Here is a 25842-nt window from a genome sequence, read left to right on the forward strand (position 1 = left end):
GGCCTTTCAGTGCGGAGATATTTCGGATTGGGCGTGCGGGATGCTCAAAACGCGGCCACGCCGGCCGCCTTGATGCGCATAAAATTCTGACCTTTTCGCCGCCGCGAATCCGGCGCCCAAACGAAAACGGGAGACCCGAAGGTCTCCCGCTGGCATCAGCTTGTACGGCGAACCGCTACAGGCTCAGTCGAGAAAATCGCAATGCTTCTCGACATAGGCGGCGAGATCGAGCGAATGCTGGCGCGCGAGGCGCTCGGCAAGCTCGGTGTCGCGCTTTTCGAGCGCCTCGATGATGCGCAGATGATCGACGATCGAACGCGATGCGCGGTCGCTTTGCGAGATCGTCATGCGACGAATCGCGCGCACGTGCACGAAGATGTTCTTGATGGTATCGAGAATGATCTGCGACTTCGAGAGTTCGACGATCGCCTGGTGGAAGGCGATGTTGGCATCCGAGTACTCGGCGATATGCTCGGCCGGCGTGCTGTCGCGGAACGCGTCGAACATGTGACGCAGACGGGCGATTTCCTCGTCTGTGGCGTGCAGCGTCGCGAGACGCGCGGCCATGCTTTCCAGCGCGGCCCACATCTGGATCATTTCGACGATTTCACGCTTGTTCTTGCGCACGATATAGATGCCGCGACGCGGCACCATGCGCAGAAAGCCTTCCTGCTCGAGCAAGGTCATGGCCTCGCGCACCGGCGTGCGGCTCACGCCGAGCGTTTCGCTCAGCACGCGCTCGTCCAGACGGATTTCTTCGCGCGACTGATAGATGTCGGCGTCGGCAATGGCCTGACGCAGCATGGCATAAGCCTGATCGCGCAGGCTCAGCGTGGCATTGATGGGTTGCAGCGCCAGCGTGAGCGGCGCGGCTTCCCGGGTGGCGACAACTTCAGTGTGTTCTGACGACATTCATTGCCCTTTAACCGATACGACCCACCTGCGGCCCGACCTTGGGACCGACATGCGAACGGACGTGTTGACGGACCGCCTGCACGCGCGGCGCTTCGCCCAAACCGACGAAACGGCCATGCTGGCCAGCCTGCTCGATGGCCGACTGCGGCAGCCACTTTGCGATCATAACCGTTGCAGCCGCGCCTAAACCCACCACCGCTGCGCCAAAGAGTGCGAGAGAGACGAAATCCATTTGAAGCTCCGCAAGATTGAGTCATTGAATGACTGAATCATATGCTGCGTCGCGACAAAAATCAATATTCTGTATGTGATATATCACTAAGAATTCTTCTAATTGTTGTGTCTCCGATACAGCCCAGCGCGCCGTGCAGGAAACCATGCTGAACGAAATGGACGCGGGCGACAAGTCGATCCCAAGAAGGGATATTCCAGACGAAGCCTGCCACCGCGAAGCCGTCATCCGAAGCATCGGAACGGAACCAGCGGAACAGAACCAGCGGAATCCGACACGAATTTGGTTGACAGCGCATGCGGCGGCCCCGCACACTCGACTCATGCACACCTTTGCCACCCTTCCCCACACGACCGCGACAACTCGCCCGTGGCATATGCCGAAACATGGCATGGCACGGGGGAATGTGTGCGTATAGGCAAAAGGCAGTCTGTTCAGTCTGTCGTTGCGCAAATCACAAGCCCCGCCGAATCGACGGGGCTTTTTGTTTGTGGGTGGCAGAAGTAACGCTCCGTCCGTCGGCTCTAGAAATGGAGAACACGATGGATCAGGCATCACAGCAGGACGCCGCCGGCGCCTGTCAGGTCTTCAGTTTCGATCGCCTCTTGCAAGAGCAGGAGGTGCCGCTTCCCGCGCAGTCGATCCATTTCGCTGTCCCCATCGGCAAGACGCTCACCTGGCGCGTCGCCGCCGACAGCACTCTGCGCGTCCACGGCTCGCGCGTGTGGATCACCCGCGCCCGTTCGCCCTACGACCATTGGCTGAACCCCGGCGGTACGCTGCGCGTCCTGCGCGGCGAACGGCTCTGGATCAGCTGCGACGATCCCGCCGATTTCGCCGATCTCGCCGATTTCTCCCCCAACCCGGCGCGCGTCACGATCACCAGCGCCTGGCGGCCGCCGTTGGCCAGCGCGCGGCAGATCGCGGAGCGCGTCGGCGCGTTGCTCGCGCTGCTGACGATGCGCCGCGCACCGCGTTAGGCGATGCATAAAAAACGCCGGGCGCGCTGCAGATTGGCGCGCCCGGCGTCTGTGCCCAGTGAGCACTCGCTTACATCGACATCAGAACTTGTGCCGCAGGCCCAGATTGATCATGGTCTGCGACGCGGTTCCGTTGTAGCCATACGAACCAATCGACGCTTCGGCCGGCATCGAACCGCCCGAGCCGTCGCCCTGATCGCCGCTCGCGTGCTGCCAGGCCGCCGTCATATAGAGATCGGTGCGCTTGGAGAGGCTGTAATCCGCGCCGATCGACACCTGATGGTAATTCGCGTTGGTATCGCCATTCGCGTGCGTGTAGCTGTAGCCGAGCCCCAGCAGCAGCGCCGGGTTCAACTGGTAATTCACGAAGCCCTGGCCGGTGTTGTACTTCTCGGTATCGCGGAATGCGGAACTCGCATCCGCCGCGTACTGCGCATTGCTATACCCCAGCCCGAAGGTAAACAGTCCGGCCGAATACTGCGCCGCCGCACGCGCGATCGAAAGTGAGTGAGCGCTCGCATAACCGCTGTTGATCGGACCGTCGAAGGTGCCGTCCGAGGTGCTGCTCCAGCCGTCGGTGCGAATGCCCAGGCCTGCCTGGCTGTTGGCCGCGTAGAAGTAACCGCCCGCGACCGCAATCGGCCCATTGTTATAGGCGACGGCCGCCGAATACGATTGCTCCGATCCCGTCGAGCCCGCGATGCCGCCGAACGAATACATGGCGGCCGCCTGCAGCCCGTTCCAGACCGGCGTGGTGTACTTGACCGCGTTATTCACGCGGAAGCTGTTGTCGTAATTGTCGACGTCGCCCGCCGTGGCGAATGCCGAGCCGAAGTAGTTATCCGCGGTAATGCCCTGCACGAGATCGATCAGCGGATCGTACTGGCGGCCCAGCGTGAGCGAGCCGTATTGTTCGGCGGTCAGCCCGACGTACGCCTGGCGGCCGAACAGCCGCCCGCCCTGCGCGGACGATCCCGTCGAAGGATTAAAGCCGCTTTCCAGCTGGAAGATCGCCTTGAGGCCGCCGCCCAGATCCTCGGCGCCCTTCATGCCCCAGCGCGAGCCGGACAGGTTGCCGTTGCTGGCGTTGCCGAGGCTCCAGAGATTCTTGCTGCCGTTGGCGTGATTGACGTAGGTGATCGAAGTGTCGATGGTGCCGTAGAGCGTGACACTGTTCTGGGCATGCACCGCGCCGGCAGCCCCGAGCGCGGCGAGCGAAAGCGAAGTCAACGCGAGTCTCTTCACGTCATTCTCCTTGTCGAGCGGAGCCAGCGCCCCGATCCCATGCAAGACCATCTTGTGCGGTTCACATCCTCTCTTGCGTGGATCAATCTAACTCCACGGCGGCGCGAAGTAAAAGAATTAAAAAGCGTGTCTCGATTTGGTAACAGCGGATTCAGAAAGGGTTCGTTTCTGCCGTCAACCATTGAGTCGCGCGATGAAGCAATGCTCGCGTCGGGCCGCGTCAATCTGTCCGAAACACCTCGTTAATTGAGACGTCTGTACTATGGCGGCCGACTTGTGCCTGGCTGACTGCCCAGCGGTTTCGCGGCGTTTATGTCGTGCGTCTGCAAATATGAAGATTCGGATAAGTCGCGCAAAAATCGCCGATTAAGCGAAGCGCCGTGCGTAAAATGCAGCCCCGACGCATCAATCTGACGAATTTTCATCCGATCCTGTTTGATGTTTCTTTAGGTACTTAGTCAACCGTCCAGACGCCCCGCGCGTTTGCAGCTTTACCAGTCATTTACCAAACGTTTACGTTTTCCACCGCGAAGCCGCCCACCAGCCGGGCCGCCGCCGCCGGAACGTGACGTCCAACATGCGATGCCGCCCCCGGGGACGCCAGCACGGCGCCAAGGCGGCATCCGGGAATCCGCCGGACCAATCCATGTCTCAAACGCCTCCTTCGCGCCTCGCGCGCGCCGCCTTCGTGGCGCTGCGCCGCCGCGCCCGGGTTCTGCGCCTGCAGCGCTTCGCCGCGCCGGCGCTGGCGCTCGGCATCTGCGCGCTGCTGCTGATCGTGTTCCAGCATCTGTCGCAATCGGTGGATTACCGTTCGGTGATCCGCCAGCTTTGGCATCTGACCCCGACACAGTGGACCGGCGCGCTCGGCGCCACCGCGCTCAGCTTCGTCGCTCTCGTCGGTCGCGACGCCGTCGGCCTGCGCTACCTCGGCGCTCGCGTTTCGCGCGGCGCGCTGTGGGTCGGCGCGATCGCCGGCTCGGCGCTCGGCAACGTGACGGGCTTCGGCGCGCTCACGGGCGGCGCGGTGCGATGCCGCGTCTATGGCCCCGCCGGCGTCACGCCCGCGCAGATCGGCCGCATGACGGTGTTCACGAGCGCGACGCTCGCCATCGCCCTCGCGCTGATGGCCGCGCTCGGCATGGTCGCTTCCGCCGACACGCTCGCGGGACTTTTGCACCTCACGCCCGCCGCGCTGCGCTGGATCGGCGGCATCGTGCTGGCGCTCGGCGCCGCGATGATCGCCGCCTGCCCTGCCCGCGCACGCGAGATCGAGCCCTTTAAGCGCGCCTGGCTGCGCTTCACGGTACCCGCGCGCCGCGACCTCGTCGCGCAACTGCTGCTCGCCGCACTCGACGTGGTGGGCGCCGGCCTCGCGCTCTGGTCGGTGATGCCGCACGCACAGCTCGATTTCGCCGATTTCCTGACCGTCTACACCGCCGCCATGCTGCTCGGCCTGATCGGCCATACGCCCGGCGGCATCGGCGTATTCGAAGCGGCGATGGTGTTCGCGCTCGGCTCCAGCGTGCCGGGCTCGAAGGTGTTCGCCGCGCTGCTGGCCTATCGCGCGATCTACTTCGGCGCGCCGCTCGCGCTGTCGGCCGCGCTGCTCGCCGCATTCGAAGGCCGCGCGCTCAAGAACCCGCTCAACACGAATTTCGCCAGGCGCGGCGCCGACGGCGTCTCGCAACTCGCGCCGCTGTTCCTCGCCATCGTCACCTTCGTGACGGGCAGCATGCTGGTGATCTCGGGCGCGACGCCCGCCTTCGCCAAGCGCATCGCCCTGCTGCAAACCTTCCTGCCGCTCTGGGTGCTCGAAAGCTCGCAGATGCTCGGCAGCCTGTTCGGCGTGCTCCTGCTGTTCGTCGCGCGCGGTCTGCTGCGCCGGCTCGACGCCGCCTGGTGGCTCGCGCTGATGCTCGCCGTCGCCAACCTCGCGCTCTCGCTCACCAAGGGTCTCGCCTTTGTCGAAGCGGGCGTGCTGTGCGTGCTGATCGCGCTGCTGATCGCCACACGCGGCCGTTTCAATCGCCATTCGTCGCTGTTCGCGGAGCGCTTCACGCCCGCGTGGCTGGCTTCGGTCGGCTGCGTGATCGCGCTGGCCGTCTGGGTGCTGCTGTTCGCCTTTCGCGACGTCGATTATTCGCAGCATCTCTGGTGGCAATTCGCCTTCGACGAACGCGCGCCGCGTGCACTGCGCGCCACGCTCGGCGCGGGCGTGTTCGCTGCGGCGCTGGCCTCGTGGCAGCTGCTGCGCCCGGCCGCCGGCCGCTTCGTGATGCCCGCGAGCGAAGATCTCGTCGAAGCCGCGCGCATCGTGCGCGCGCAGGAACGCAGCGACGCGGGCCTCGCGCTGATGGGCGACAAGAGCTTCCTGTTCTCGCAGTCGCGCAACGCCTTCCTGATGTACGCCAAACGCGGCCGCACGTGGGCCGCGCTGCACGACCCGGTCGGCCCGCGCGAAGAATGGCCCGCGCTGATCCGCGAATTCGTCTCGCTCGCGCACACGCACGGCGGGCGCGCCGCGTTCTATCAGGTGCGCGCCGACGCACTGCCGCTGTATCTCGACGCCGGTCTCACGCTGATGAAACTCGGCGAAGAAGCGCGCGTGATGCTGCAGGAATTCGATCTCAAGGGCCCGCAGCGCGCGCATCTGCGCTATGCGCTCAAACGCGGCGAGCGCGACGGCTTCTCGTTCGAAAACATCGAACCCGCGCAGATGGCCGAAAGCCTGCCGGTGCTGCGCGCGATCTCCGACGCCTGGCTGGAAGACCGCGAAGCGCGCGAAAAGAGCTTCTCGGTGGCCGCGTTCGAGGACGATTACCTCGCCGCCCAGCACGTGCTGATGGTGCGCCAGAACGGCGCGCCGCTCGCCTTCGTCACCTTCATGACGACCGACCTGAACACCGACGCGACGGTCGGCGTCATGCGCCATCTGCCGGGCGCTTCGCCCTACGCAATGGAGTATCTGTTCACGCAGCTTGCGCTGCACCTGAAAGCCGCCGGGTATCAGTCGCTCTCGCTCGGCATGGCGCCGCTTTCCGGCATGGGGCCGACGCCGCTCGCGTCGTCGTGGCACCGCCTGGCCGGACTGATCTGGCGCTTCGGCGGCAAGTTCTACAACTTCCGTGGGTTGCGCGGCTTCAAGAACAAGTTCGCGCCGCGCTGGGAACCGCGCTATCTGGCCGCCTCGGGCTCGATCAGCGTGTTCATCACCCTTGCGGATCTATCGCTGCTGGCAGGAGGCTGGCGTTCATGATTCATCGTATTTTCTCGCTGCCGCGCACGACCCGCGCGGCAGCGGGCGCAGTATTGCTCGCGCTCGGCGCCGTTCAGGCCCACGCAACCGAGGCACCGGCGCATAGCGCCGTGACGCATGTCTCCGGCGGCCGTTATGGCGATGTCGCCGTGACGCGCCCCATCGGCGGGATGCGCGGTTTCACCGTGCTGTTCTCCGCAGGCGATCACTGGAACGCCGACGACCAGACCCGCGCCGATGCGCTCGCGCATCACGGCGCGCTCGTCGTCGGCGTCGACAAGACGCGCTATATGACGAACCTCGCGGCGGTCAAGAACGAGACCTGCCACAAGCTCTATAGCGACGCCGAAGCGCTCAGCCATCAGCTCGAACGTCAGGAAGAATCGAGCCAGTATTTCGCGCCGATCGCCATCGGCACGGGCGAAGGCGCGTTGATCGCGCAGCGCATGCTCTCGCAGGCGCCGGCCAACACGATGGCAGGCGCGGTATCGCTCGATCCGGCCGCGAAGCTCGACGCGCGCTTCGCGCCCTGCCCGGCCGATCCGACGCTCTCGCGCGGCAAAGGCCTGCCCGGTTTCTTCGAACAAGGCGTGACCTCGACGGTTGCGGGCGCAACGAAAACGCCGGCGGCTTCAACGGCCGGCGCCGCGCCGCACACGTTCGCAGCGAATCTGAGCGACGCCGACAAACTCGTCACGCTCGCCGCGCCGCATTTGCACGTGGCGACGGAAAGCGAGGAAGACGTCTCCGATCTGCCGCTCGTCGAGCTGCCCGCCGCGCATCCGACCGACATGCTCGCCGTAGTGATTTCCGGCGACGGCGGCTGGCGCGATCTCGACAAGACGATCGCGGAACAACTGCAAAAGCAGGGTGTTTCGGTGGTCGGCTGGGATGCGCTGCGCTACTTCTGGAGCGAGAAGTCGCCCGCGCAGACGAGCCACGATCTTGCACGCGTGATCAACACGTACGCGTCGCGCTGGCATGCGAAGCACATCGCGCTGGTGGGCTATTCGTTCGGCGCCGATGTGATGCCGTTCGCCTATAACCGCCTGCCGGATGCGCTGCGCGCGAAGGTCTCGTATATGTCGCTGCTCGGCTTCGCGCCCGACGCGGATTTCCAGATTCGCGTGGTGGGCTGGCTCGGCATGCCGGCGAGCGACAAGGCGCTCAAGGTGCAGCCGGAACTGGCGAAGGTGCCGCCTTCGATCGTGCAATGCGTGTATGGCGCGGACGAGAAAGATACGCTGTGCCCGGCGCTGGCGAACACCGGCATCGATCTCGTGAAGACGCACGGTAGCCACCACTTCGACGGCGACTACAGCGCGCTCGCCGCGAAGATCATCGAAGGCTGGAAGAAGGAGATTGCGGCGCGGGGGTGAAGTGCTGCAGATCAGGCCGCCTCGCGGCCTGATCTGCAGCACTTCACCCCTTCCTCCCCGCCAGATACTGCACGCCCTGCGGCCCATAGTCCTCGACATGCGGCACATGGGCGGGCAGGTGAAACACCTCGCCCGCCCGGTACACCCGCGCCGCGCCGCCCGACCTGATCGTGATCTCTCCAGCGACGATCAGCGCCTTCGCTTCGAACGGATGCGAATGCTCGTCCATATGGCCCGGCTCGCGCGTCACGAGTACCGGCTCTGGAAAGCCCTCGCTCGCAAGCGTGCGGATAAAAGTGTCACGATCCACGGCTGTCTCCTTCCTGAAACACGACGCGGCCTGACGCCGCACGCTCCAGTCTGGCACGCCCGCATCCGCCAGGCGAAAAAAACGCCGGCCACTCAGGGCCGGCGTCCGCATGGGGCATCCCGCGGCAAAAAACTTATGCGATAGCGGCAGCCGCCGTTGCGTCCTCTTCCAGTTCCACCGACGAGCGGATCAGGTAATCGAACGCCGCCAGCGAGGCCTTCGCGCCTTCGCCCACTGCGATCACGATCTGCTTGAACGGCACGGTCGTCACGTCACCCGCGGCGAACAGACCCGGCACCGACGTCTGGCCCTTCGCATCGACTTCGATCTCGCCGTGCTTCGACAGCGCGACCGTGCCCTTCAGGAACTCGGTGTTCGGCACGAGACCGATCTGCACGAACACGCCTTCGAGTTCGACATGACGCTTCTCGCCCGAGGTGCGTTCCAGGAACGCGAGACCCGTGACCTTCTGGCTATCGCCGACGATTTCCGTGGTCTGCGCGTTCACATGCACCGTGACGTTCGGCAGGCTGCGCAGCTTGCGTTGCAGCACTTCGTCCGCACGCAGTTGCGCGCCGAATTCGAGCAGCGTGACGTGGCTCACGATACCGGCGAGATCGATCGCCGCTTCCACGCCCGAGTTGCCGCCGCCGATCACCGCCACGCGCTTGCCCTTGAAGAGCGGGCCGTCGCAGTGCGGGCAGTACGCCACGCCCTTGTTCTTGTACTCCTGCTCGCCCGGCACATCGACATTGCGCCAGCGCGCGCCCGTTGCCAGCACCACGCTCTTCGCGCGCAGCGTTGCGCCGCTTTGCGTGCGCACTTCGAAACCCTTGCCCGTCGGCACCACGGCATCGGCGCGCTGCAGGTTCATGATGTCCACTTCATAGGCGCGAACGTGCTGTTCGAGCGCCGTCGCGAACTTCGGCCCTTCGGTTTCCTTGACCGAGATGAAGTTCTCGATCGCCATCGTGTCGAGCACCTGGCCGCCGAAACGCTCGGCGAGCACGCCCGTCTTGATGCCCTTGCGCGCCGCGTAGATCGCAGCCGCCGCGCCTGCGGGGCCGCCGCCGACGATCAGCATGTCGAACACGTCCTTCTGGTTCAGCTTCTCGGCAGCGCGCGCCGATGCGCCCGTGTCGAGCTTGGCGAGAATTTCTTCCACGCCCATGCGGCCTTGGCCGAACACTTCGCCGTTCAGGTAGATGGTCGGCACAGCCATGATCTGGCGCTTCTCGACTTCATCCTGGAACAGCGCGCCATCGATCGTGACGATCTGCACATTCGGGTTCAGCGCTGCCATCGCGTTGATCGACTGCACGACTTCCGGGCAGTTCTGGCACGACAGCGACATATAGACTTCGAACGAGAACACGCCGTCGAGCGACTTCACCTGGTCGATCGTTTCGTTTTCGAGCTTGACCGGATGGCCGCCCACCTGGAGCAGCGCCAGCACGAGCGACGTGAATTCGTGGCCCATCGGGATACCGGCGAACGTGACCTTCACGTCCGAATTTGCACGCTTGATCTCGAACGAAGGGGTACGCGCGTCGCCAGCAGCGGCGCCGCGGCGTTCTTCGTAGCTGATGCGATCCGACAGCGATGCGATGTCCTGCAGCAATTGCTGCAGTTCCTGCGACTTCTCGCCGTCGTTCAGGTACGCAACGATCTCAATCGACTGCGTGACTTTTTCGAGGTAGCTTTTCAGTTGGGTCTTGAGATTGGCGTCGAGCATGGCGTGTTCCGGCTAAAGAAGAAGCGGGGGAATTCTTGGAATAACTCAGTATTGCCTGGCAATTTCGCCGTCTTGTAGCAGGCGATTCAGGCATCCGGGCCGCTGCCGCGTGGGCGCGGCCCGGAGATACAGCTAGTGAGACTTCAGCGTCATGCAGTCAAACCGACTGCATCGATCAAACAACGCTTAGATCTTGCCGACGAGGTCGAGCGACGGCTTGAGCGTTTCTGCGCCCGGCGTCCACTTGGCGGGGCAGACTTCGCCCGGGTGAGCAGCAACGTACTGAGCTGCCTGAACCTTGCGCAGCAGTTCCTTTGCGTCACGGCCGATGCCGTTGTCGTGGATTTCGCACAGCTTGATCTCGCCTTCCGGGTTGATCACGAACGTGCCGCGCAGTGCCAGACCTTCTTCTTCGATCATGACGTCGAAGTTGCGCGTGATTGCGCCCGTCGGGTCGCCAACCAGCGGGTACTGGATCTTGGCGATCGTTTCCGACGTGTCGTGCCATGCCTTGTGCGTGAAGTGCGTGTCGGTCGACACACCGTAGACTTCAACGCCCAGCTTCTGGAATTCTGCGTACTGGTCGGCCAGATCGCCGAGTTCCGTCGGGCACACGAACGTGAAGTCAGCCGGGTAGAACACGACGACCGACCACTTGCCCTTCAGGTTTTCTTCAGAGACCGGAACGAACTTACCGTTGTGGTATGCGGTTGCCTGGAACGGCTTGACTTGCGTGTTGATGAGAGACATTCGTTGCTTCCTCGCTCTGGGTTGGAAAAGGTATGGACGAAGATTACGGGAACCACGCCCATTTGAAAAATTGGTTGCTTTGATCGCAGGAATAAACCATGCCTATCGGGCCTCATGAAAACCATTACATGGCCTTCCAAGCCCGTCGGCACGGGGGTTTGCGCCTGCGCTCATCCCGCGTGAAGCGGCCCGAGCAACCCTCGGGGCGGTGAGCATACAACGAAACTGCGACACTGAGCCTCACGCCCCCAGCCTTCATAGGCCTCTTTCATGCGCCATTCGGGTGCATGCAGGCCGCGCGTCCAGCCGGGCCGCGCATGCAAGGGCTGTGATCGTGGGCCACCGCGTGAGGTTCCGCGCGACTGACGCTACATTCATCGCGCCCGCATCCTCTTTAGATGCAGGCGCAACCGCCATTCCTCAATAGCATGCGGCCAGACCGCATCAAAGCGCCCCGCCACGCGCCGTTGCCGCACGAGCGACCAGGCGTTCGCGCAGGAATTGCGTCAGCGCGCGGATCGTCACGGAAGCTTCACGATGCTGCGGATAGACCGCATGCAGCGCGTTGGACGGCGGGATGTAGTCCTGCAGCACCTCGACGAGCAGTCCCGCATCGACCGATCCCGCGACGATAAAGTCCGGCAGATAGCAGATGCCCAGCCCCGCAATGGCGGAGTCCCGGATCACCTCGCCGTTGTTCGCGCGCAGCGGCCCATGCACCTCGAACGGCGTTCTCACGCCGTCGATCATGAATTCCCACGGCGCCCGCCCCTGCTGCCCGTAAGGCAGACAGGCGTGACCGGCGAGATCGGCGGGCGTTTCAGGCGCGCGCCGCCGACGCCGGTAGCCGGGGCTGCAGCACGCGATCATGCGCACGTCGATGAGCTTTTGCGCCACCAGCGTGGAATCCGCCAGCCGCCCGATGCGCAGCGCCATGTCGAAACCTTCGCCGATCACATCGACGGTACGGTCGCTCAAATCCATGTCGAAGCGCACATCCGGGTGCTCGCGCAGGAATTCGGCGACGAGCGGCGACAGATGCGCCATGCCGAACGACATCGGCGCGCTCACTTTCAGCAAGCCATGCGGCTCCGAGCGACGGTCGGACATGGCGCGTTCGGCCTCGGCGACATCGGCGAGGATGCGTTTGGCGCGATCGTAAAAGTCCTGTCCGAGGTCCGTCACGGCCAGCTTGCGCGTGTTGCGGATCAGCAGGCGCGCGCCCAGATCGGCTTCCAGCGCCGCCACGCGGCGGCTCACGAACTGCTTGGACAGACGCAGCCGGTTGGCCGCCGCAGTGAAATTGCCGGCGTCCACCGTGTTGATGAAGATGCGCATGTCGTCGAGTTGCATATCTATTGTCCACTCATATGTGACAGTGAGTCGTATTTTACGGCGATCCACATCGCTTCGGTTGACCTAAGATTCACTCCATCGCAACGAACAACGAATCGCAACCGATTCAACCGGAGAGAAAAAATGATCGAACTTCGCAAGGCAGACCAACGCGGCCGCGGTGAACATGGCTGGCTCAGCTCGCGTCACACGTTCTCTTTCGCGAACTACTACGACCCGAAGCAAGTGGGCTTTTCCGATCTGCTCGTGATCAACGACGACCGTGTTGCCCCGGCGCGCGGCTTCGGCAAGCACCCGCACCGCGACATGGAAATCTTCTCGTACGTGCTGGAAGGCGCGCTCGAGCACAAGGATTCGATGGGCACCGGTTCGGTGATCGTGCCGGGCGACGTGCAACTGATGAGCGCCGGTACGGGCGTGGCGCACAGCGAGTTCAACCATTCGGCCGACGAAGGCGTGCACTTCCTGCAGATCTGGATTGCGCCGAATGTGAAGGGCGCGCAACCGCGCTATCAGCAGAAGAACATCGCCGATACGGAAAAGCGCGGCAAGCTGCGCCTGATCCTCTCGCCGGATGGCGCCGACGATTCGCTGCTGCTGCGTCAGGACGCACGCGTCTATGCCGGCCGCTTCGACGGCGCAGAAAGCGCGCAGGTCGAGATTGGCGCAGACCGCTTCGCCTATGTGCATGTGGCGCGCGGCAGCGTGAAGCTTAACGGCGTGGAACTGGGCGAAGGCGACGGCGCACGCATCCGTTCGGAACGCGAACTAAGCTTTACGGACGGACACGATGCCGAAGTCCTGGTGTTCGATCTGCGTAATATCGAAGTGTCGGAACTCTGGTCGTAAAACCAGCTTGAGCTCTGATTGAGCCGGATTGCCGGGCGCTCGCCGCCCGGCAATCAACACTGCCAGCCACACCGCTTGCTACACCGACTTGCTACACCGCTTGCCGCTGTCATCGCTTAAAGCACAGGCAGACCTTCTGCCAACACAATATTTCGGAGAAACACCATGCGCTATAACCTCTTTGGTCAAAACAACGACGTCGTTCTGCTGATCTCGCGTGTCCTGCTGGCCGCCCTGTTCATCCTGTTCGGCTGGTCCAAGATCACGGGCTTTTCGGGCACGGTCGACTACATGGCGCACGTGGGCGCACCCGCGCCGATGATCTCGGCGGTCATTGCGGTGGTCATGGAATTCGTGGTCGGCATCCTGATCGCCGTGGGCTTCTATACGCGTCCGCTCGCCGTACTGCTGGCGCTCTACACGATTGCCACCGCGATCATCGGCCATCACTTCTGGAACATGACCGGCGCCGATCAAATGGCGAACATGATCAACTTCTACAAGAACGTGAGCATCGCAGGCGGCCTGCTGGCGCTTGCAGTGACGGGTCCTGGCAAGTTCTCGATCGACCGGAAGTAAGTGGCATCCCTTTATTACGGATTGATTAGGGCGATACAGCAATGTATCGCCCTATTTTCTTCAAGCACGCGACGGACTTTCCCAGGGGCGAAGATCTAACTCGTCACAGCCGCGCTGAAACACTCACCTACTCACTCTTCGCATCGTCTGCGACAGGCCTGAACACGCCCGTTACTTGACGACCAACAAAGACAATGCCAAACAACAGGCATATTGTTATCCCCACAGCCTCACCTCCGTTGAATATCAATAATTAACAAAGACAGCAAGGATTATTGACACATGGAATACTTAGCATTGCGATGCATTGAGACGAGCAACGATCAACAATTCGAAGCCAATCTAATTTCTGAATTGCAACCCATACGCCAGTTTGTTCTGGCCATTTCGGTCTACCATATTCTACGAACAGGAATATATGAAACGCTGTCTGAGGAAGGCCCAATGACAGCTTCCGCCCTGTCGAGCAAGCTTAGTCTTGATCCTGATAGGCTTGACGGATTTTTGAAGTATCTTCGCAATGAAAATCTCCTTGTCGAAAAGCGAGGTGCGTATGATCTATCCGGCAAATGTCAGACTCTAGCAACATATAAAGCGTGGTATGAAATGCTTATTGGCGGCTACGCCGAAACCTTTCTACAAATTGGCAATCGCCTAAAAATCGGCTCAGAGAGTTGCACCCGTAATGCTGCACTGGTCGGATCTGGAAGTTGTGGGATCAGCCACTTTGACGCCATTCCGCTAACACGTTCGCTGATGAACGAGGTCGAAGGCGGCTGCCATCGGCTACTAGATCTTGGCTGCGGCAACGGAGCCTACCTTGCTGAATTCTGCAAGGCTCTTCCACATATTATGGCGTGCGGCGTAGAGCCTGACGAAGGCGGTTTTCGCGAGGCACAAAATTTGATTGAGAAGGCCGGTTTATCCCATCGGGTACAAATCCGCCATGCCGACGCTGTCAGCTTTCTCGACTCCGATTTTGAATTCGACCCAGATTTCATCGTTTTAGGATTTGTTCTACATGAGATTCTTGGTCAACTCGGTCGTAACGGAGTAGTTAACTTTTTAGAAAAAATTATCAAACGATTCCCGACCATCAACATTATCGTCATAGAAGTGGACGATAAAATAGATGATCCGGCGACCATGAAGCATGGCCTCGCCCTCGCCTACTATAACCCGTACTATCTTCTTCACTATTTTACTCGTCAAAAACTTGCACCCGATATTGTCTGGCATGAGATTTTTCATGATGCTGGACTACGGGTTAAGAAGAAATATACCACTTGCCAAAACGTTGACTCCACCCACCTGGAGATCGGATATCTGCTCGCAATTTCAAATTAGCGTTGCGGATCGAATTGATCCACCAACTCGAAGAAACCGCTGACCGGGCCGCAACGGAGCATCAATGAAGAAAAGATATCGCATCATCGATTCAAGAAATCCTTTGAGTGCACTTCAACAGCGAATCAAATACGCTCGCACGCGTTCAGATTCGATATATTTCGTTGAAAACGTACCTGTCTGGCCGGAGGATTCGTTTTCTGCACCTAGTGCGTCCCCTGTGGACATGCTCGAATACGCAAACAGTAACGGGACTGACTCCCTGATTTCCGCCATCTGCGAGCGCGATAATAGTCTGTACGGCGCCAACATTCAGCCGCAGAATGTACTGGTCACAAATGGCGCGATGTATGCCCTCTCTTTGGTGTTTCGAAGCGTCTATCAACAGGATCAAGTCGAAGCGCTCTGTGTTGCCCCGGTCTTTACTGCCGTTTCATCTCTACTTACAGACGCAGGGTACATAGTTAAGTTCTTCGACGCTAACGCTGTCACTCAATGCACTCCTGAATCTATATTATCTCACCGCTCGCCCGCCACCCGACTAATTTATCTTAACGTTCCGCACAATCCATACGGCGTCGTATATTGTGATGAATTCATTCGAGCGCTTGTTACCGAAGTTAACAGGAATAATATATTCCTCGTGCTCGACTTAGTATACGACTCATATATTTTTAACAAAACTTTACTACTTTCGCCTTTTCGTTGCACCTCGGAATGGTCGAATATCTATACGATCAATTCGGTTTCCAAAAATTTTGGAGCACCAGGTCTGCGCATCGGCTGGATTAGTTCGTCGGCAAACAATATCGAGCGAGCATCGAGCCTCCTCGAGCGGGAATGTGTATCCGTCTGCACGCCATCGCAAACAAAAGCTGCTCAATTGATTCGGCACGGTAACAGCCCACTGATCGATAGTCTGCGCAAAACGCGGGAACTGGCACTTGAGCGACTAGCAGCAGAAGGCTTAGTCGACAGCATTCCCGATGCGGGCACACAGATATTTGTCGAACTCCCGGTCACCGACGTTGAAGATTATGCTGACTTCGCGCTCTATTACTACGGCCTCGTTCTCGCCACTTCGTCCAATTACGCGTGTGCCCGACCTGGAGCCATTCGTGTACCTACAAGCTATCCATACGAACAAACTTCCCGGGCCATTGATACGCTGCTACGTAGCCTCAATGACTATAGACAACAAATTAAACACGCTTAATTATCGGTGTGAAAAAAGCTGCTCGATGATATGTAGCCATGAAAAAAATTTTAATCATTGAACCATCTTCGTCAGGCACAAAACTTATTGACGCTTGCAGGCAACTAGGCCACAGCCCAATCGTTTTAACCGCCAATCGTGATGATCGAAAAATTGACAAAAGTATTCTCGCGAATGCAGATGAAGTTCACTTAGTTGACACCAACAACTACGCGGCCTCTCTCCTGGTGGTCCAAGATCTTAAAAAAAGAATCCAAATCGATGCAATTATTCCCGGATTTGAATACTATATTCCACTTGCGGCAGAGTTGAACGAGGCATTTGGCACGCCTGGCTTGGATCGCGAGACAGCACTCAATGTTCGGCACAAGCATCGAATGCGCACTGTCATTGCCAATGCGGGACTGAGGTCGCCGCGTTTTGCGACGGTGACTACAGTCCAGGAAGGATTGATGGTAGGACGCGAGATAGGCTTCCCCCTCGTGATCAAACCTGTCGCGTGGTCGGGAAGTCTTATGGTGCGCCGAGTTGACGACGAAATCGCACTTGCTTCCGCACTTAAGACGATCTGCGAAGAAAGCTTTAGCGAATACGGTATGCCGCCGCTAAAACAGGCAATACTCGAAGAATATGTAAAAGGGCGAGAGTTCAGCGTTGAAGGTTTCGTGCTGTCTGGAAACGTGAATATTGTCGCCATTACAGACAAATTCTTAGGGGCGGAACCTCACTTCGTCGAGACAGGCCATATTACTCCTGCACTGATTGAGGAAGGCTCCCGTCAAACCATTGAGGACTATGTATCTTCAGTCGTACGCGCACTCCGTATTACCGTAGGGCCATTTCATTGCGAAATCAGGGTCAACGAACAAGGACCAGTTTTTATAGAAATAGGCGCAAGGCTCGGCGGAGACCATATTTGCGATCTGGTCTTCTACGCAAAAAACATAGACCTCTACCGCACATCCGTAGCCTGCTACCTCGGCGACAAAGATGTCGTTGCACGCCAACTTGAAGCTATGCGGGATCATCAGTATTGCGGAATCCGCTATTTTATCCGACCAGGTTTGAGCCGTTACCGAATTGCTGATTATGAGCGCCCTTTGTATCAATGGCCCGAACTTCGTGAATTTTACATTGATATTCCGGCTGGCCAAAATATACCTCCGGCGGAAAGTTCCTTAGGTCGAATCGGGTATGTCATTGCTACGGATCGTGATCATGGAGCCCTCGAACGTCGCCTGAGCGACATAGATCAGAGCATTCGTTTTGTCTGATTTCGACCATCATGCAGACACCAGCACAAGGGAATTTCCGAATGTACTTTGGCTTGGCTTATGTTGCCGCAATCGTATCAGTCCTCATATGGGCCATATTGCCGTATCTAATAAAATCAAGCCTACATACCATACCATTATTTCCATTTTTGATTTTTCGATTTTCAGTATCAACACTGATACTCAGTCATTGCATACGTTCAATTTACCGTAAGGCCCATCGGCTTAATCTAACAATATGGCTGAAAATTGCACTCACAAGTACACTTATTTACGTACTGCAGGCACTTGCGCTGGAGGATATTCCGGCGAGCGTTTATGTTGTCTTTTTTTCTGCCACTCCCGTCCTGACAATTGTATTGCTTCGGCTTCCCATGGCTCGGCGCGCCTGGGCTGCGACAGGAGTTTGCGTCGTAGCATTGTGCGCTTTTATATGGAGTGGACGCGAGTCAACCGGTCAGATTCCCCTTCTAGGCGCAATGTCTATGCTCGGCGGGATGGTGTGCTGGGCGTATTACACTGTGTTTATTCATCGAATACAGAAGGAATTCAGTGATATTGAAGTTGCGCAGATCATGAATCTATTTGGACTCGCATCCTCAGTATTCCTATGGATTATCTTGGATCGGGAGATCACGGCAATACCTCGCACGGCAATTGTTTTCCCGGTGACACTCGGCATAGTCGTCCCTTTCGGCTACGCGCTGTTTTCTTTCGCACTCAGGCACACACCAATCTTCGCTGTGACATCGCAATATTTGGAACCGATCGCATCCATCAGCATTTCATGCTTGCTCTTGGGAGAGGCGCTAAATCCAATACAGATATTCAGCGCTACACTTTGTATAGGCTCAGCGCTCGTCGTTGACAGATATTCAGAGGCTCAGCGAGCGAATGTGACGAGCTGATTTTGTCCAGCCTGCATTTCCGATTTCTAAAGTAGCATCGCATTACTTGTATCCTTTGGTATTCGATCAAATTTACTTCCATACTTGGCCATGCGAAGATTTGATCAAATCGAAAGGAGGTACGCATGCCAGACCGTCAAGGCGTGAACCGGGAACGCGCGCAACGCGTCCTCGCACGCGAGCGCAACGCCTTTATTGCCGCGCGCCCGAAATCGCAGGCGCTCTCCGCGCGGGCTGCGCAGCATCTGCTGTTCGGCGTGCCGCTGCACTGGATGAACGACTGGTCCACGCCGTTCTCGCTCTATGTCGATCGCGCGCGTGGCGCGGCCTTCAGCGACGTGGACGGTCATCGCTACGTCGACTTTTGCCTGGGCGACACGGGCGCGATGTTCGGCCACGCACCGCAGGCCGTCGCGCAGGCACTCGCGCAGCAGGCGCAACGCGGCTTCACCACCATGCTGCCCGGCGAAGACGCCGTGGCCGTGGGTGCCGCGCTCGCGCAACGCTTCGGCCTGCCCTACTGGCAGTTCGCCATGACTGCGAGCGACGCCAATCGGTTCGCGCTGCGCTGGGCGCGCGCGGCCACTGGGCGGCAGAAGATCGTCGTGTTCAACGGCTGCTATCACGGCACGGTGGACGACGTATTCGTCGATCTCGTCGATGGCGTGCCCACGCAGCGCGCGAGCCTGCTCGGCCAGGTGCACGACCTGCTGCCGCACACGCGCGCGGTGGAATTCAACGATCTCGCCGCGCTGGAACAAGCGCTTACCGATGGCGAAGTCGCCTGCGTGCTGGCCGAACCGGCCATGACCAACGTCGGCATGGTGTTGCCGGAAGCGGGCTTCTGGCGCGAGGCCCAGGCGCTCATCAAACGCCACGGTACGCTGCTGCTGATCGACGAAACCCACACCATCAGCAGCGGCCCGCGCGGTTATGCACGTGCGCACGGTATCGAAGCCGATCTCTTCGTGCTCGGCAAGCCGGTGGGCGGCGGTGTGCCTTGCGCCGTTTATGGTTTCTCGGCGGAACTGGCTGCACGCGCGCAGAAAGCGAAGCTCGACGCGCCGCCGGGCCATTCGGGCATCGGCACGACGCTCACGGCCAATGCGCTGTCGATGAGCGCAATGCGCGCGACGCTCGACGAAGTCATGACGGAAGCAGCCTACGCGCACATGTTCGCGCTCTCCGAACGGCTCGCGAGCGGCCTCACATCCACGATCGCGCGCCACGATCTGCCCTGGTGCGTCACACGCGTGGGCGCGCGCAGCGAATTCCAGTTCTGCGCCACACCCCCGCGTAACGGCACCGAAGCGCGCGCCGCGATGGACGACGAACTCGAACACGTTATCCACCTGTATCTGCTTAATCGCGGCGTGCTGATCACGCCGTTCCACAACATGATGCTGGTGTGCCCGGACACAAGCGAAGCCGATGTCGATCGTCTGCTCGGCGCGTTCGATGCCTGTCTTGCGGAGCTTTGCGGCTAGTGCGCGCCAGGCATCGAATGGTAAGGCGCGCTTGATATGCTTGACGGCCTGACGGCGCGCGCGCCGTGCTTTTGAATACGTTTTCCAGGCCGCCTGCAACCGATGCACGATCCGCAAGACAACCTTTACGCTTACCTCACTTCGCTACAGCAGGCGGCGCTGGGTGCGCTCAAGCGCCTGCCGCTCAAAAGCCGCGCCGCGCAGGGCGCCTTGATGGCGCTGCGCGCCGTGTGCGGCGCGGGCCTCGCTTACAGCATCGGCCGCGCCCTGCATACCGAGCAGGCGTTCTGGGCCGCGATCACCGCCATCGCCGTCACGCAGCACGATTACGCCGACACGCTCTCGCAGTCGCGCGACCAGTTCATCGGCGCGATTGCGGGCGGGATTGTCGGCTTCGCGGCGGCGACTCTGGGCGCGGAAAATATCCCGGCGTATCTGGCGGCCGTGGCCGTGGTGATCGTCGCGTGCTGGTGTCTGCGGGTGAGTACGGCCGCGCGGCTGGGTGCGATCACGACCACCATCGTGCTGCTCGTGCCCACGCAAGGCCCGGTATGGGACGTCGCGCTGTTCCGCGTGGCGGAGGTGGCCATCGGCATGGCGTGCGCGCTGCCGGTGTGCTGGGTGTTTTCGTTTGTGGAGCGGCGGTGGTTGCATGGGTAGGATGCCGTTTTCATCCGGCGCTTTTTATCGCTCTCAACCCTCGCGAAATAATCCATCTCCCGCTGCTGCGCAATGATCTGCGCAATAGCGGCGATAATGACGCACGCCATGCGACAGCGCCCGATCCGGGCGTGCGCAATGGTATCGCCGGGTGCGGCTGGTGCGCGCGGGCAGCGTCGAAACGCCCCCCGCCAACGCGAAATCGTGCGACACTCCTCGGCCGCGCCAATCCTGGCGCACGAGATCCAACGACACGCTTTTCGCGACGCCGCACGCCATGAATACGACTCCCCAATCTGTCCCCGCCACGAACGCTGCGCCGCGCAAGACCATTACGCTGCTGCAAATGCTTGCGCTGATCGCCTTCGGTGGCATCGCGGCTTCGCTGGTGCTCCGTCTCTTCGTCTAAGCGACCAGACGACGACACCACGCCGCGCGGGACGCCTGGCCACCTGTTTTTCCGTTTATGTACAAGAAAGGCGTCGCCCTCGAAATCCAGTTCTCCCCCGAGCGTCTGAATGACGGCGCAGGCGATCCCTACTGGATCGACCTCACTGCCGAAGAAGCCGCTGCGCTGCTCGACACCTTGCAGACGAAGCTCGCCGCGCGCGAAAGCACGTCGGCGCCGCTGGTCGTCGCGCTCGACACGCCGCGCGAAACGCCGGCCACGGCTGCACCAGCGACCGAAGCCGAAGCCGCAAAAACCGCAGCCGACGATGCAGCCTTCAAGCAATGGGTCTGCGTGATCTGCGGCTGGGTCTACGACGAAGCGACCGGCGCGCCCGATGACGGCCTCGCACCCGGCACGCGCTGGGCCGACGTGCCCGAAGACTGGCGCTGCCCGCTGTGCGACGTGGGTAAGGAAGACTTCGCGCTCGTCGAGTTCTGATTCAGCGCACCGTCGCAGCAAAACCGCAGGGCGCTCAGCCGCCCTCGCGCCCACGCGGCTCGTAGAACAACGCGAACAGTTCCGACTGCGAACTCACGCCTAACTTCGCGTAAATGTGCTTTTTGTGCGCCCGCACGGTTTCGAACGAGATTTCGAGCCGTTCGGCGATCGCGCGCGTCGAAAAGCCCGACAAACTCTGCCGCACCACCTCGATTTCGCGCGCCGTCAGCGGCGTGCGTCCGCTTTGCTGCGTGACCGCCTCGAAACGGCTCGCACTGTCGATCTCGTGCAGCGCCCCGGCCGCGCTCGCCTCCACCGCCTCGGACTGCGGCACTTCCGTCATCGTATCGCTCGCGATCAACGGCTCGTAAGCGAGCCGCTGGCGCATCAGCGCGATCACCCACGGCGCGAACAATGCGAACTGCGCAATATCGCGCTCCGTGTAATGGTGCTTTGCACCCAGCGAAAAAATCAGCGTGCGCTGCGCGTCGAACGGCACGTTGAACTGCACTTCATCGCCGATGATGTTGCTCTTGAAATAGCGCTGATAGTAGTCCGTCATGCGGAAGTTATCGGGCGCGACTTCGGCCAGCGTCACCAGCCCCGCGCGCGGTCTTTCGCATGCGTTGATATAGAACGGATCGAGCTGGTACATCCCCTCCAGATACGCGCGGAACAAGCGATCCACGGTGCCGTCGGGCATCGGCGACTCGGCGCAGACGAGCGGTGCGCGGTCGCGCACGAAGACCAGCGCGACCCAGTTGTCGAAGGCGGCGAAACGTTCGATGACGCGCGTCGTGCGGGTCCAGAAATCGGGGCCGTCGAGGGCGTCGATCAGCGTCGCGATGTGATGATGGAACGCGCGGTCCTGCCAGTCGTGTTCCATGGTTCCTCCGATCAGGGTACCCCTGCTGGGTAATTCCTGGACAAAAATAACGTGGTGATAATAGCCGCTCCAGACGCTGGCGCGGCCACAAATAAGCAATAGCCAGGCAACACCGCCGCCAGCCTGATAGATTGAGTCGCTTTTTACGATGTATGGGACCGCATCCGGCGCGCAAGAACGCGCCGGCGGCGGTCGACAGGAGACAGACATGCAACTCGAACTCGCGCAGATTCCCCTCGTGGACGGCGCCGTCGCCCCGAACCTGACGCGCACGATCGACGCGATCGGCCAGCGCCGCGCGGGCACCGACCTGATGGTCTTCCCCGAAGCCACCCTCACCGGCTTTCCCACGCGCGAGAACGTGCGCGATATCGCCGAAACGCTGTCCGGCCCGTCGCTCACCGCCGTGCGCGACGCCGCGCGCGCCGCCAGCATGGCTGTCGCCGTGGGCCTCGCCGAACGCGACGGCGATCATTTCTACAACACCACGGTGCTGATCGACGAGCGCGGCGACATCGCCCTGCGCTATCGCAAGACGCACCTGTGGGCCACGGACGTGGGCGTTTTCACGCCCGGCGATCGCTACGAAGTCTGCGAATTCAAGGGCATGACCGTCGGTCTGCTGATCTGCTACGACATCGAGTTCCCCGAGACCGCGCGTGCGGTCGGCTCGCTCGGCGCCGAAATGCTGATCGTCACCAACGGCAACATGGACCCGTTCGGTCCGGTGCATCGCCGCGCGATCGTCGCGCGCGCGCAGGAAAACCAGATGTTCGCGGCGCTCGTGAACCGTATCGGCGATGGCGACGACAACCTCACGTTCCCCGGCGAATCGGCGCTCGTGAGCCCGTTCGGCGACGTGCTGGCCGAACTCAAGGGCGAAGACGCCGTGCTGCCCGTGACCGTGGATCGCGCGCTGCTGGCGCAAAGCCGCGAGCACTACAGCTATCTGCATGACGCGCGCATCGCGCTGAATCTCGCCGATGAAAACGACGCGCAAGGCCGCCGCTCGCTCAATATCCGTGCACGCGCGCGTTAATCGCCGTAATCGCTTTATCCCGGATCGACAGCACGCTATGTGTGCCGGCCGGTCCGGTCCCCCGCAGTATTGAACCGCTGATTGCCGCATCGCCGGCTTTGTCGAAAGACAGGGCTCGCGATGGCAGATCAAGCGAATCTCAGTGATTCGGACCCCGAAACGAATCGCGAAGTCGAATTGAAGGACCGGCGCGCCACGCAGGGAGAATGCGCGCCACACGTTTGCACACGGATTCGCCCGGCCGTGCCTCGAAACAGGCCGCGCGGGTTCGCGCAACCCACACCCGCTGCACTTTGGAGACACCTGCATCATGAAGCCATCTTCACCGCCCGCCGCCAGCGGCGCACGAGAACCGCATCTCAAGCGCACGCTCGGCCTGCCTTCCGTGCTGCTGTTCGGCCTCGCCTACATGGCGCCGCTGATCGTCTACGGCACCTACGGCGTGCTCGCCGGTGCAAGCCAGGACACGGCCGCGCTCGCTTACCTGATCGCGCTCGTCGCCATCGTCTTCACGGCACTGAGCTACGGCAAGCTTGCGCGTCTGTTCCCGGTGGCCGGTTCCGCCTACACCTACACGCGCAAAAGCTTCAACTCGCACATGGGCTTCATGATCGGTTGGGCCACGCTGCTCGACTACTTCTTCCTGCCGATGGTGATCTGGCTGATCGGCGCGGCCTATCTGGGCGCCGCGTTCCCGAGCGTGCCCGCGTGGGTCTGGATCGTTGCGTTCATCGTGCTGACGAGCGGCCTGAACGTGCTCGGCATCGAACTGGCCGCACGCTTCAACATCGTGCTGATGGTCGTGCAACTCGGTATCGCCGCGATGTTCGTCGTGCTGTGCTGCCACTACGCTTCGGCCGCTGCGGGTCCTGGCGGTCTCTTCACCGCGCAGCCGTTCTTCCAGCCGCACGTGCCGCTGTCGGCGACGATGGCGGGCGCCGCGATCGCTGCGTATTCGTACCTCGGCTTCGACGCGGTTTCGACGCTGACCGAAGAAACCATCGAGCCCGAAAAGACCATCCCGCGCGCCATCGTGCTGATCGCGCTGGTGGGCGGCGCGATCTTCGTGATCGCCGCGTACACGCTGCAACTCGCGCATCCCGGCGCCGTGTTCAAGGACCCGGATTCGGCCGCGTTCGAAATCGCCCGCAAGGTGGGCGGCGATATCTTCGTGACGATCTTCCTCGCAGGCCTGATCCTCGCGCAATTCGCTTCGGGCATCTCGGCGCAGGCTAGCGTTGGCCGACTGCTCTACGCGATGGGCCGCGACGAAGTGCTGCCCAAGTCGATCTTCGGCTACATTCACCCGCGCTTTCGCACGCCGGCAATCAACATTGTGATCGCCGGTATCGTCGGCCTGATCGCACTGAAGCTCGATGTCGCCACGTCCACGTCGTTCATCAACTTCGGCGCGTTCCTCGCGTTCACCTCGGTGAACCTGTGCGTGATCCGCCAGTACTTCAACGGCGCGGCCGGTTCGCGCGGCTTCGGCTTCATGGGCGGCGTGGTGTTCCCGCTGATCGGCGCGGTCACCGACATCTGGTTGCTGTGCAGCCTCGAAAAGACGGCGATCGTGCTGGGCGTGATCTGGTTCGTGCTGGGTCTGGCCTACCTCGGCTGGATCACGCGCTGCTTCCGCCGCGCACCGCCGGAAATGGCTGTCTAAGCCGCAGGTTTTCCGCGCGCCAGGCTCGCGCAACACATAAAAAAACGGCGAACGCCCCGCAAGGGGCGTTCGCCGTTTTTCGTTGCACGCGCAACGAAGCCGCGTGCCGCGCTACCTCAATCCGATAAGCCCGCCAGCCGCGCCGCCGCCATCACTTCGCGTTTCGTATCGAGAATATGCTGCTCGATCAACGCGACCACGTCATCCACCGCGCGCCGCTTGCAGGCATCGACGATCTCGTAGTGATCGCGCTGCACGTCGCCCTTTTCCGTATCGAGCGACATGCGCAGATGCGGATAGCGATTCGTCGTGCTCAAACAGTATTCCTCGATCATCTTGCGCAGCCGCGAATTGTTCGCGGGCGCGCACAGCGCGAGGTGAAACTGACGGTTGTATTCGGCCCAGTCGGCGGGCGACGTCGCGGCGTCATACGCGGCGAGGATGCGCTTCATCACGTCGATATCGGCGGCCACCATATTCGGCACCGCCAGCTTCGCCGCGTAAGTTTCCAGCGCCGCGCGGATGTCGAGCAATTCGCAGATCTCGCGCGTGGACATCGCCATCACCACGGCGCCGCGGTTGAGCTGATAGCTCACGAGCCCTTCGGCTTCGAGCTGGCGCAGCGCCTCGCGCACGGGAATGCGGCTCGCGCCGAAGCGCTCCGCCAGGCCCTCCTGGCGCAACTGCGCGCCCGGCGGCAGCACGCCGCGCAGGATCTCATCGCGCAACTGATCGCGGATGGTTTGAGGCAGCGATCGTTGGTCTTCCTTGCCCTGCACTGTCGTCATGTGTTCGTGAGCGTTTTGGCCGGCCGAGCGTAGGCCGACGAAAAATTGTTGTCGTCGTTTTTTTCGTCTGCCAGAATTGGATACAATCCACTC

At 61.0% G+C, this 25842-nt stretch carries 23 protein-coding genes; 14 read left to right on the plus strand and 9 right to left on the minus strand.

From position 1 onward, the window contains the following. Positions 1–183: 183 nt before the first annotated feature. Together G3N59_RS19935 and G3N59_RS19940 are read right to left on the minus strand one after the other, a co-directional pair. Positions 184–912 (minus strand): GntR family transcriptional regulator, encoded by a 729-nt coding sequence (locus G3N59_RS19935; RefSeq protein ID WP_205984351.1) that lies wholly within the window; start codon positions 910–912, stop codon positions 184–186. Positions 913–922: 10 nt separating this feature from the next. Further along, positions 923–1147: a hypothetical protein gene (locus tag G3N59_RS19940; protein ID WP_205984352.1), complete on the minus strand. Its 225-nt coding sequence runs from the start codon at positions 1145–1147 to the stop codon at positions 923–925. 542 nt (positions 1148–1689) lie between these two features. Here G3N59_RS19940 and G3N59_RS19945 point away from each other — a divergent pair. Continuing rightward, entirely contained in the window at positions 1690–2127 is a 438-nt protein-coding gene (locus G3N59_RS19945) for a DUF2917 domain-containing protein (protein ID WP_205984353.1), read from the plus strand. A gap of 81 nt (positions 2128–2208) precedes the next feature. Here G3N59_RS19945 and G3N59_RS19950 read toward each other — a convergent pair whose 3' ends face one another. Then, the gene (locus tag G3N59_RS19950; RefSeq protein WP_205984354.1) at positions 2209–3372 is read right to left on the minus strand and encodes a porin; all 1164 of its coding nucleotides are present in this window, start codon (positions 3370–3372) and stop codon (positions 2209–2211) included. Between the two features lie 646 nt (positions 3373–4018). Between G3N59_RS19950 and mprF the strand changes: the two genes are divergently transcribed. Both mprF and G3N59_RS19960 read left to right on the plus strand, forming a co-directional pair. Then, positions 4019–6631 carry a bifunctional lysylphosphatidylglycerol flippase/synthetase MprF gene (gene mprF / locus G3N59_RS19955; RefSeq protein WP_205984355.1) on the plus strand — a complete coding sequence of 871 codons (2613 nt, stop codon included), beginning with the start codon at positions 4019–4021 and terminating at the stop codon, positions 6629–6631. Beyond that, positions 6628–8010, plus strand: a complete 1383-nt coding sequence (locus tag G3N59_RS19960) for a virulence factor family protein (protein ID WP_205984356.1) — start codon at positions 6628–6630, stop codon at positions 8008–8010. The genes mprF and G3N59_RS19960 overlap by 4 nt, the downstream gene beginning before the upstream one ends. 43 nt (positions 8011–8053) lie before the next feature. Here the strand turns inward: G3N59_RS19960 and G3N59_RS19965 are convergent, their stop codons facing one another. The 4 genes from G3N59_RS19965 to G3N59_RS19980 form a co-directional block, all read right to left on the minus strand. Then, complete coding sequence (locus G3N59_RS19965) at positions 8054–8320, minus strand: cupin domain-containing protein (protein WP_205984357.1); 267 nt, start codon at positions 8318–8320, stop codon at positions 8054–8056. 133 nt (positions 8321–8453) lie between these two features. Continuing rightward, positions 8454–10055 (minus strand): alkyl hydroperoxide reductase subunit F, encoded by a 1602-nt coding sequence (ahpF, locus tag G3N59_RS19970; RefSeq protein WP_205984358.1) that lies wholly within the window; start codon positions 10053–10055, stop codon positions 8454–8456. Between the two features lie 186 nt (positions 10056–10241). Next, entirely contained in the window at positions 10242–10805 is a 564-nt protein-coding gene (gene ahpC, locus G3N59_RS19975) for an alkyl hydroperoxide reductase subunit C (RefSeq protein ID WP_205984359.1), read from the minus strand. A 444-nt stretch (positions 10806–11249) separates the two neighbouring features. Next, complete coding sequence (locus G3N59_RS19980; protein WP_205984360.1) at positions 11250–12158, minus strand: LysR family transcriptional regulator; 909 nt, start codon at positions 12156–12158, stop codon at positions 11250–11252. A 126-nt stretch (positions 12159–12284) separates the two neighbouring features. On the opposite strand from G3N59_RS19980, the gene G3N59_RS19985 reads away from it, so the two are divergent. The 9 genes from G3N59_RS19985 (at position 12285) to G3N59_RS20025 (ending at position 21370) form a co-directional block, all read left to right on the plus strand. After that, positions 12285–13010, plus strand: a complete 726-nt coding sequence (locus tag G3N59_RS19985) for a pirin family protein (protein WP_205984361.1) — start codon at positions 12285–12287, stop codon at positions 13008–13010. A 165-nt stretch (positions 13011–13175) separates the two neighbouring features. Continuing rightward, positions 13176–13589 (plus strand): DoxX family protein, encoded by a 414-nt coding sequence (locus G3N59_RS19990; RefSeq protein WP_205984362.1) that lies wholly within the window; start codon positions 13176–13178, stop codon positions 13587–13589. 282 nt (positions 13590–13871) lie between these two features. Then, positions 13872–14936 carry a 2-ketoarginine methyltransferase gene (locus G3N59_RS19995; RefSeq protein ID WP_205984363.1) on the plus strand — a complete coding sequence of 355 codons (1065 nt, stop codon included), beginning with the start codon at positions 13872–13874 and terminating at the stop codon, positions 14934–14936. A 64-nt stretch (positions 14937–15000) separates the two neighbouring features. After that, positions 15001–16152, plus strand: coding sequence for a beta-methylarginine biosynthesis bifunctional aminotransferase (locus tag G3N59_RS20000; RefSeq protein ID WP_205984364.1), 1152 nt, complete (start codon positions 15001–15003; stop codon positions 16150–16152). A gap of 38 nt (positions 16153–16190) precedes the next feature. Further along, positions 16191–17426: an ATP-grasp domain-containing protein gene (locus G3N59_RS20005; RefSeq protein ID WP_205984365.1), complete on the plus strand. Its 1236-nt coding sequence runs from the start codon at positions 16191–16193 to the stop codon at positions 17424–17426. A gap of 1033 nt (positions 17427–18459) precedes the next feature. After that, the gene (locus G3N59_RS20015) at positions 18460–19821 is read left to right on the plus strand and encodes an aspartate aminotransferase family protein (protein WP_205984367.1); all 1362 of its coding nucleotides are present in this window, start codon (positions 18460–18462) and stop codon (positions 19819–19821) included. 102 nt (positions 19822–19923) lie between these two features. Beyond that, positions 19924–20481: an FUSC family protein gene (locus G3N59_RS20020; RefSeq protein ID WP_205984368.1), complete on the plus strand. Its 558-nt coding sequence runs from the start codon at positions 19924–19926 to the stop codon at positions 20479–20481. Between the two features lie 277 nt (positions 20482–20758). Further along, a complete protein-coding gene (locus tag G3N59_RS37335; protein ID WP_277397925.1) occupies positions 20759–20890 on the plus strand; it encodes a hypothetical protein in 132 nt (43 codons plus the stop codon). 57 nt (positions 20891–20947) lie between these two features. Continuing rightward, positions 20948–21370, plus strand: a complete 423-nt coding sequence (locus G3N59_RS20025) for a rubredoxin (protein WP_205984369.1) — start codon at positions 20948–20950, stop codon at positions 21368–21370. Positions 21371–21404: 34 nt separating this feature from the next. Here the strand turns inward: G3N59_RS20025 and G3N59_RS20030 are convergent, their stop codons facing one another. Beyond that, positions 21405–22256 carry a helix-turn-helix transcriptional regulator gene (locus tag G3N59_RS20030; protein WP_205984370.1) on the minus strand — a complete coding sequence of 284 codons (852 nt, stop codon included), beginning with the start codon at positions 22254–22256 and terminating at the stop codon, positions 21405–21407. A 208-nt stretch (positions 22257–22464) separates the two neighbouring features. Between G3N59_RS20030 and G3N59_RS20035 the strand changes: the two genes are divergently transcribed. Together G3N59_RS20035 and G3N59_RS20040 are read left to right on the plus strand one after the other, a co-directional pair. Next, on the plus strand, positions 22465–23295 hold the full coding sequence (locus G3N59_RS20035; protein WP_205984371.1) for a carbon-nitrogen hydrolase family protein: 831 nt from the start codon (positions 22465–22467) through the stop codon (positions 23293–23295). 310 nt (positions 23296–23605) lie between these two features. Beyond that, positions 23606–24961: an APC family permease gene (locus tag G3N59_RS20040; protein WP_205984372.1), complete on the plus strand. Its 1356-nt coding sequence runs from the start codon at positions 23606–23608 to the stop codon at positions 24959–24961. Positions 24962–25077: 116 nt separating this feature from the next. Here G3N59_RS20040 and G3N59_RS20045 read toward each other — a convergent pair whose 3' ends face one another. Beyond that, complete coding sequence (locus tag G3N59_RS20045; protein WP_205984373.1) at positions 25078–25749, minus strand: GntR family transcriptional regulator; 672 nt, start codon at positions 25747–25749, stop codon at positions 25078–25080. Positions 25750–25842: the final 93 nt, after the last annotated feature.

The sequence above is a fragment of the Paraburkholderia sp. Ac-20340 genome (genome assembly GCF_017104965.1).
Taxonomy (GTDB): domain Bacteria; phylum Pseudomonadota; class Gammaproteobacteria; order Burkholderiales; family Burkholderiaceae; genus Paraburkholderia.

What these genes read in the sequence shown, in the direction of transcription:
- G3N59_RS19980 (WP_205984360.1), bottom strand. Translation starts at nt 12,158, where the DNA reads ATGCAACTCGACGACATGCGCATCTTCATCAACACGGTGGACGCCGGC.
- G3N59_RS19940 (WP_205984352.1), bottom strand. Translation starts at nt 1,147, where the DNA reads ATGGATTTCGTCTCTCTCGCACTCTTTGGCGCAGCGGTGGTGGGTTTA.
- G3N59_RS20035 (WP_205984371.1), top strand. Translation starts at nt 22,465, where the DNA reads ATGCAACTCGAACTCGCGCAGATTCCCCTCGTGGACGGCGCCGTCGCC.
- G3N59_RS20040 (WP_205984372.1), top strand. Translation starts at nt 23,606, where the DNA reads ATGAAGCCATCTTCACCGCCCGCCGCCAGCGGCGCACGAGAACCGCAT.
- G3N59_RS19995 (WP_205984363.1), top strand. Translation starts at nt 13,872, where the DNA reads ATGGAATACTTAGCATTGCGATGCATTGAGACGAGCAACGATCAACAA.
- G3N59_RS20025 (WP_205984369.1), top strand. Translation starts at nt 20,948, where the DNA reads ATGTACAAGAAAGGCGTCGCCCTCGAAATCCAGTTCTCCCCCGAGCGT.
- ahpF (WP_205984358.1), bottom strand. Translation starts at nt 10,055, where the DNA reads ATGCTCGACGCCAATCTCAAGACCCAACTGAAAAGCTACCTCGAAAAA.
- G3N59_RS20045 (WP_205984373.1), bottom strand. Translation starts at nt 25,749, where the DNA reads ATGACGACAGTGCAGGGCAAGGAAGACCAACGATCGCTGCCTCAAACC.
- G3N59_RS20030 (WP_205984370.1), bottom strand. Translation starts at nt 22,256, where the DNA reads ATGGAACACGACTGGCAGGACCGCGCGTTCCATCATCACATCGCGACG.
- G3N59_RS19935 (WP_205984351.1), bottom strand. Translation starts at nt 912, where the DNA reads ATGTCGTCAGAACACACTGAAGTTGTCGCCACCCGGGAAGCCGCGCCG.
- G3N59_RS19985 (WP_205984361.1), top strand. Translation starts at nt 12,285, where the DNA reads ATGATCGAACTTCGCAAGGCAGACCAACGCGGCCGCGGTGAACATGGC.
- mprF (WP_205984355.1), top strand. Translation starts at nt 4,019, where the DNA reads ATGTCTCAAACGCCTCCTTCGCGCCTCGCGCGCGCCGCCTTCGTGGCG.
- G3N59_RS20015 (WP_205984367.1), top strand. Translation starts at nt 18,460, where the DNA reads ATGCCAGACCGTCAAGGCGTGAACCGGGAACGCGCGCAACGCGTCCTC.
- G3N59_RS19945 (WP_205984353.1), top strand. Translation starts at nt 1,690, where the DNA reads ATGGATCAGGCATCACAGCAGGACGCCGCCGGCGCCTGTCAGGTCTTC.
- ahpC (WP_205984359.1), bottom strand. Translation starts at nt 10,805, where the DNA reads ATGTCTCTCATCAACACGCAAGTCAAGCCGTTCCAGGCAACCGCATAC.
- G3N59_RS19960 (WP_205984356.1), top strand. Translation starts at nt 6,628, where the DNA reads ATGATTCATCGTATTTTCTCGCTGCCGCGCACGACCCGCGCGGCAGCG.
- G3N59_RS20020 (WP_205984368.1), top strand. Translation starts at nt 19,924, where the DNA reads ATGCACGATCCGCAAGACAACCTTTACGCTTACCTCACTTCGCTACAG.
- G3N59_RS37335 (WP_277397925.1), top strand. Translation starts at nt 20,759, where the DNA reads ATGAATACGACTCCCCAATCTGTCCCCGCCACGAACGCTGCGCCGCGC.
- G3N59_RS20000 (WP_205984364.1), top strand. Translation starts at nt 15,001, where the DNA reads ATGAAGAAAAGATATCGCATCATCGATTCAAGAAATCCTTTGAGTGCA.
- G3N59_RS19990 (WP_205984362.1), top strand. Translation starts at nt 13,176, where the DNA reads ATGCGCTATAACCTCTTTGGTCAAAACAACGACGTCGTTCTGCTGATC.
- G3N59_RS20005 (WP_205984365.1), top strand. Translation starts at nt 16,191, where the DNA reads ATGAAAAAAATTTTAATCATTGAACCATCTTCGTCAGGCACAAAACTT.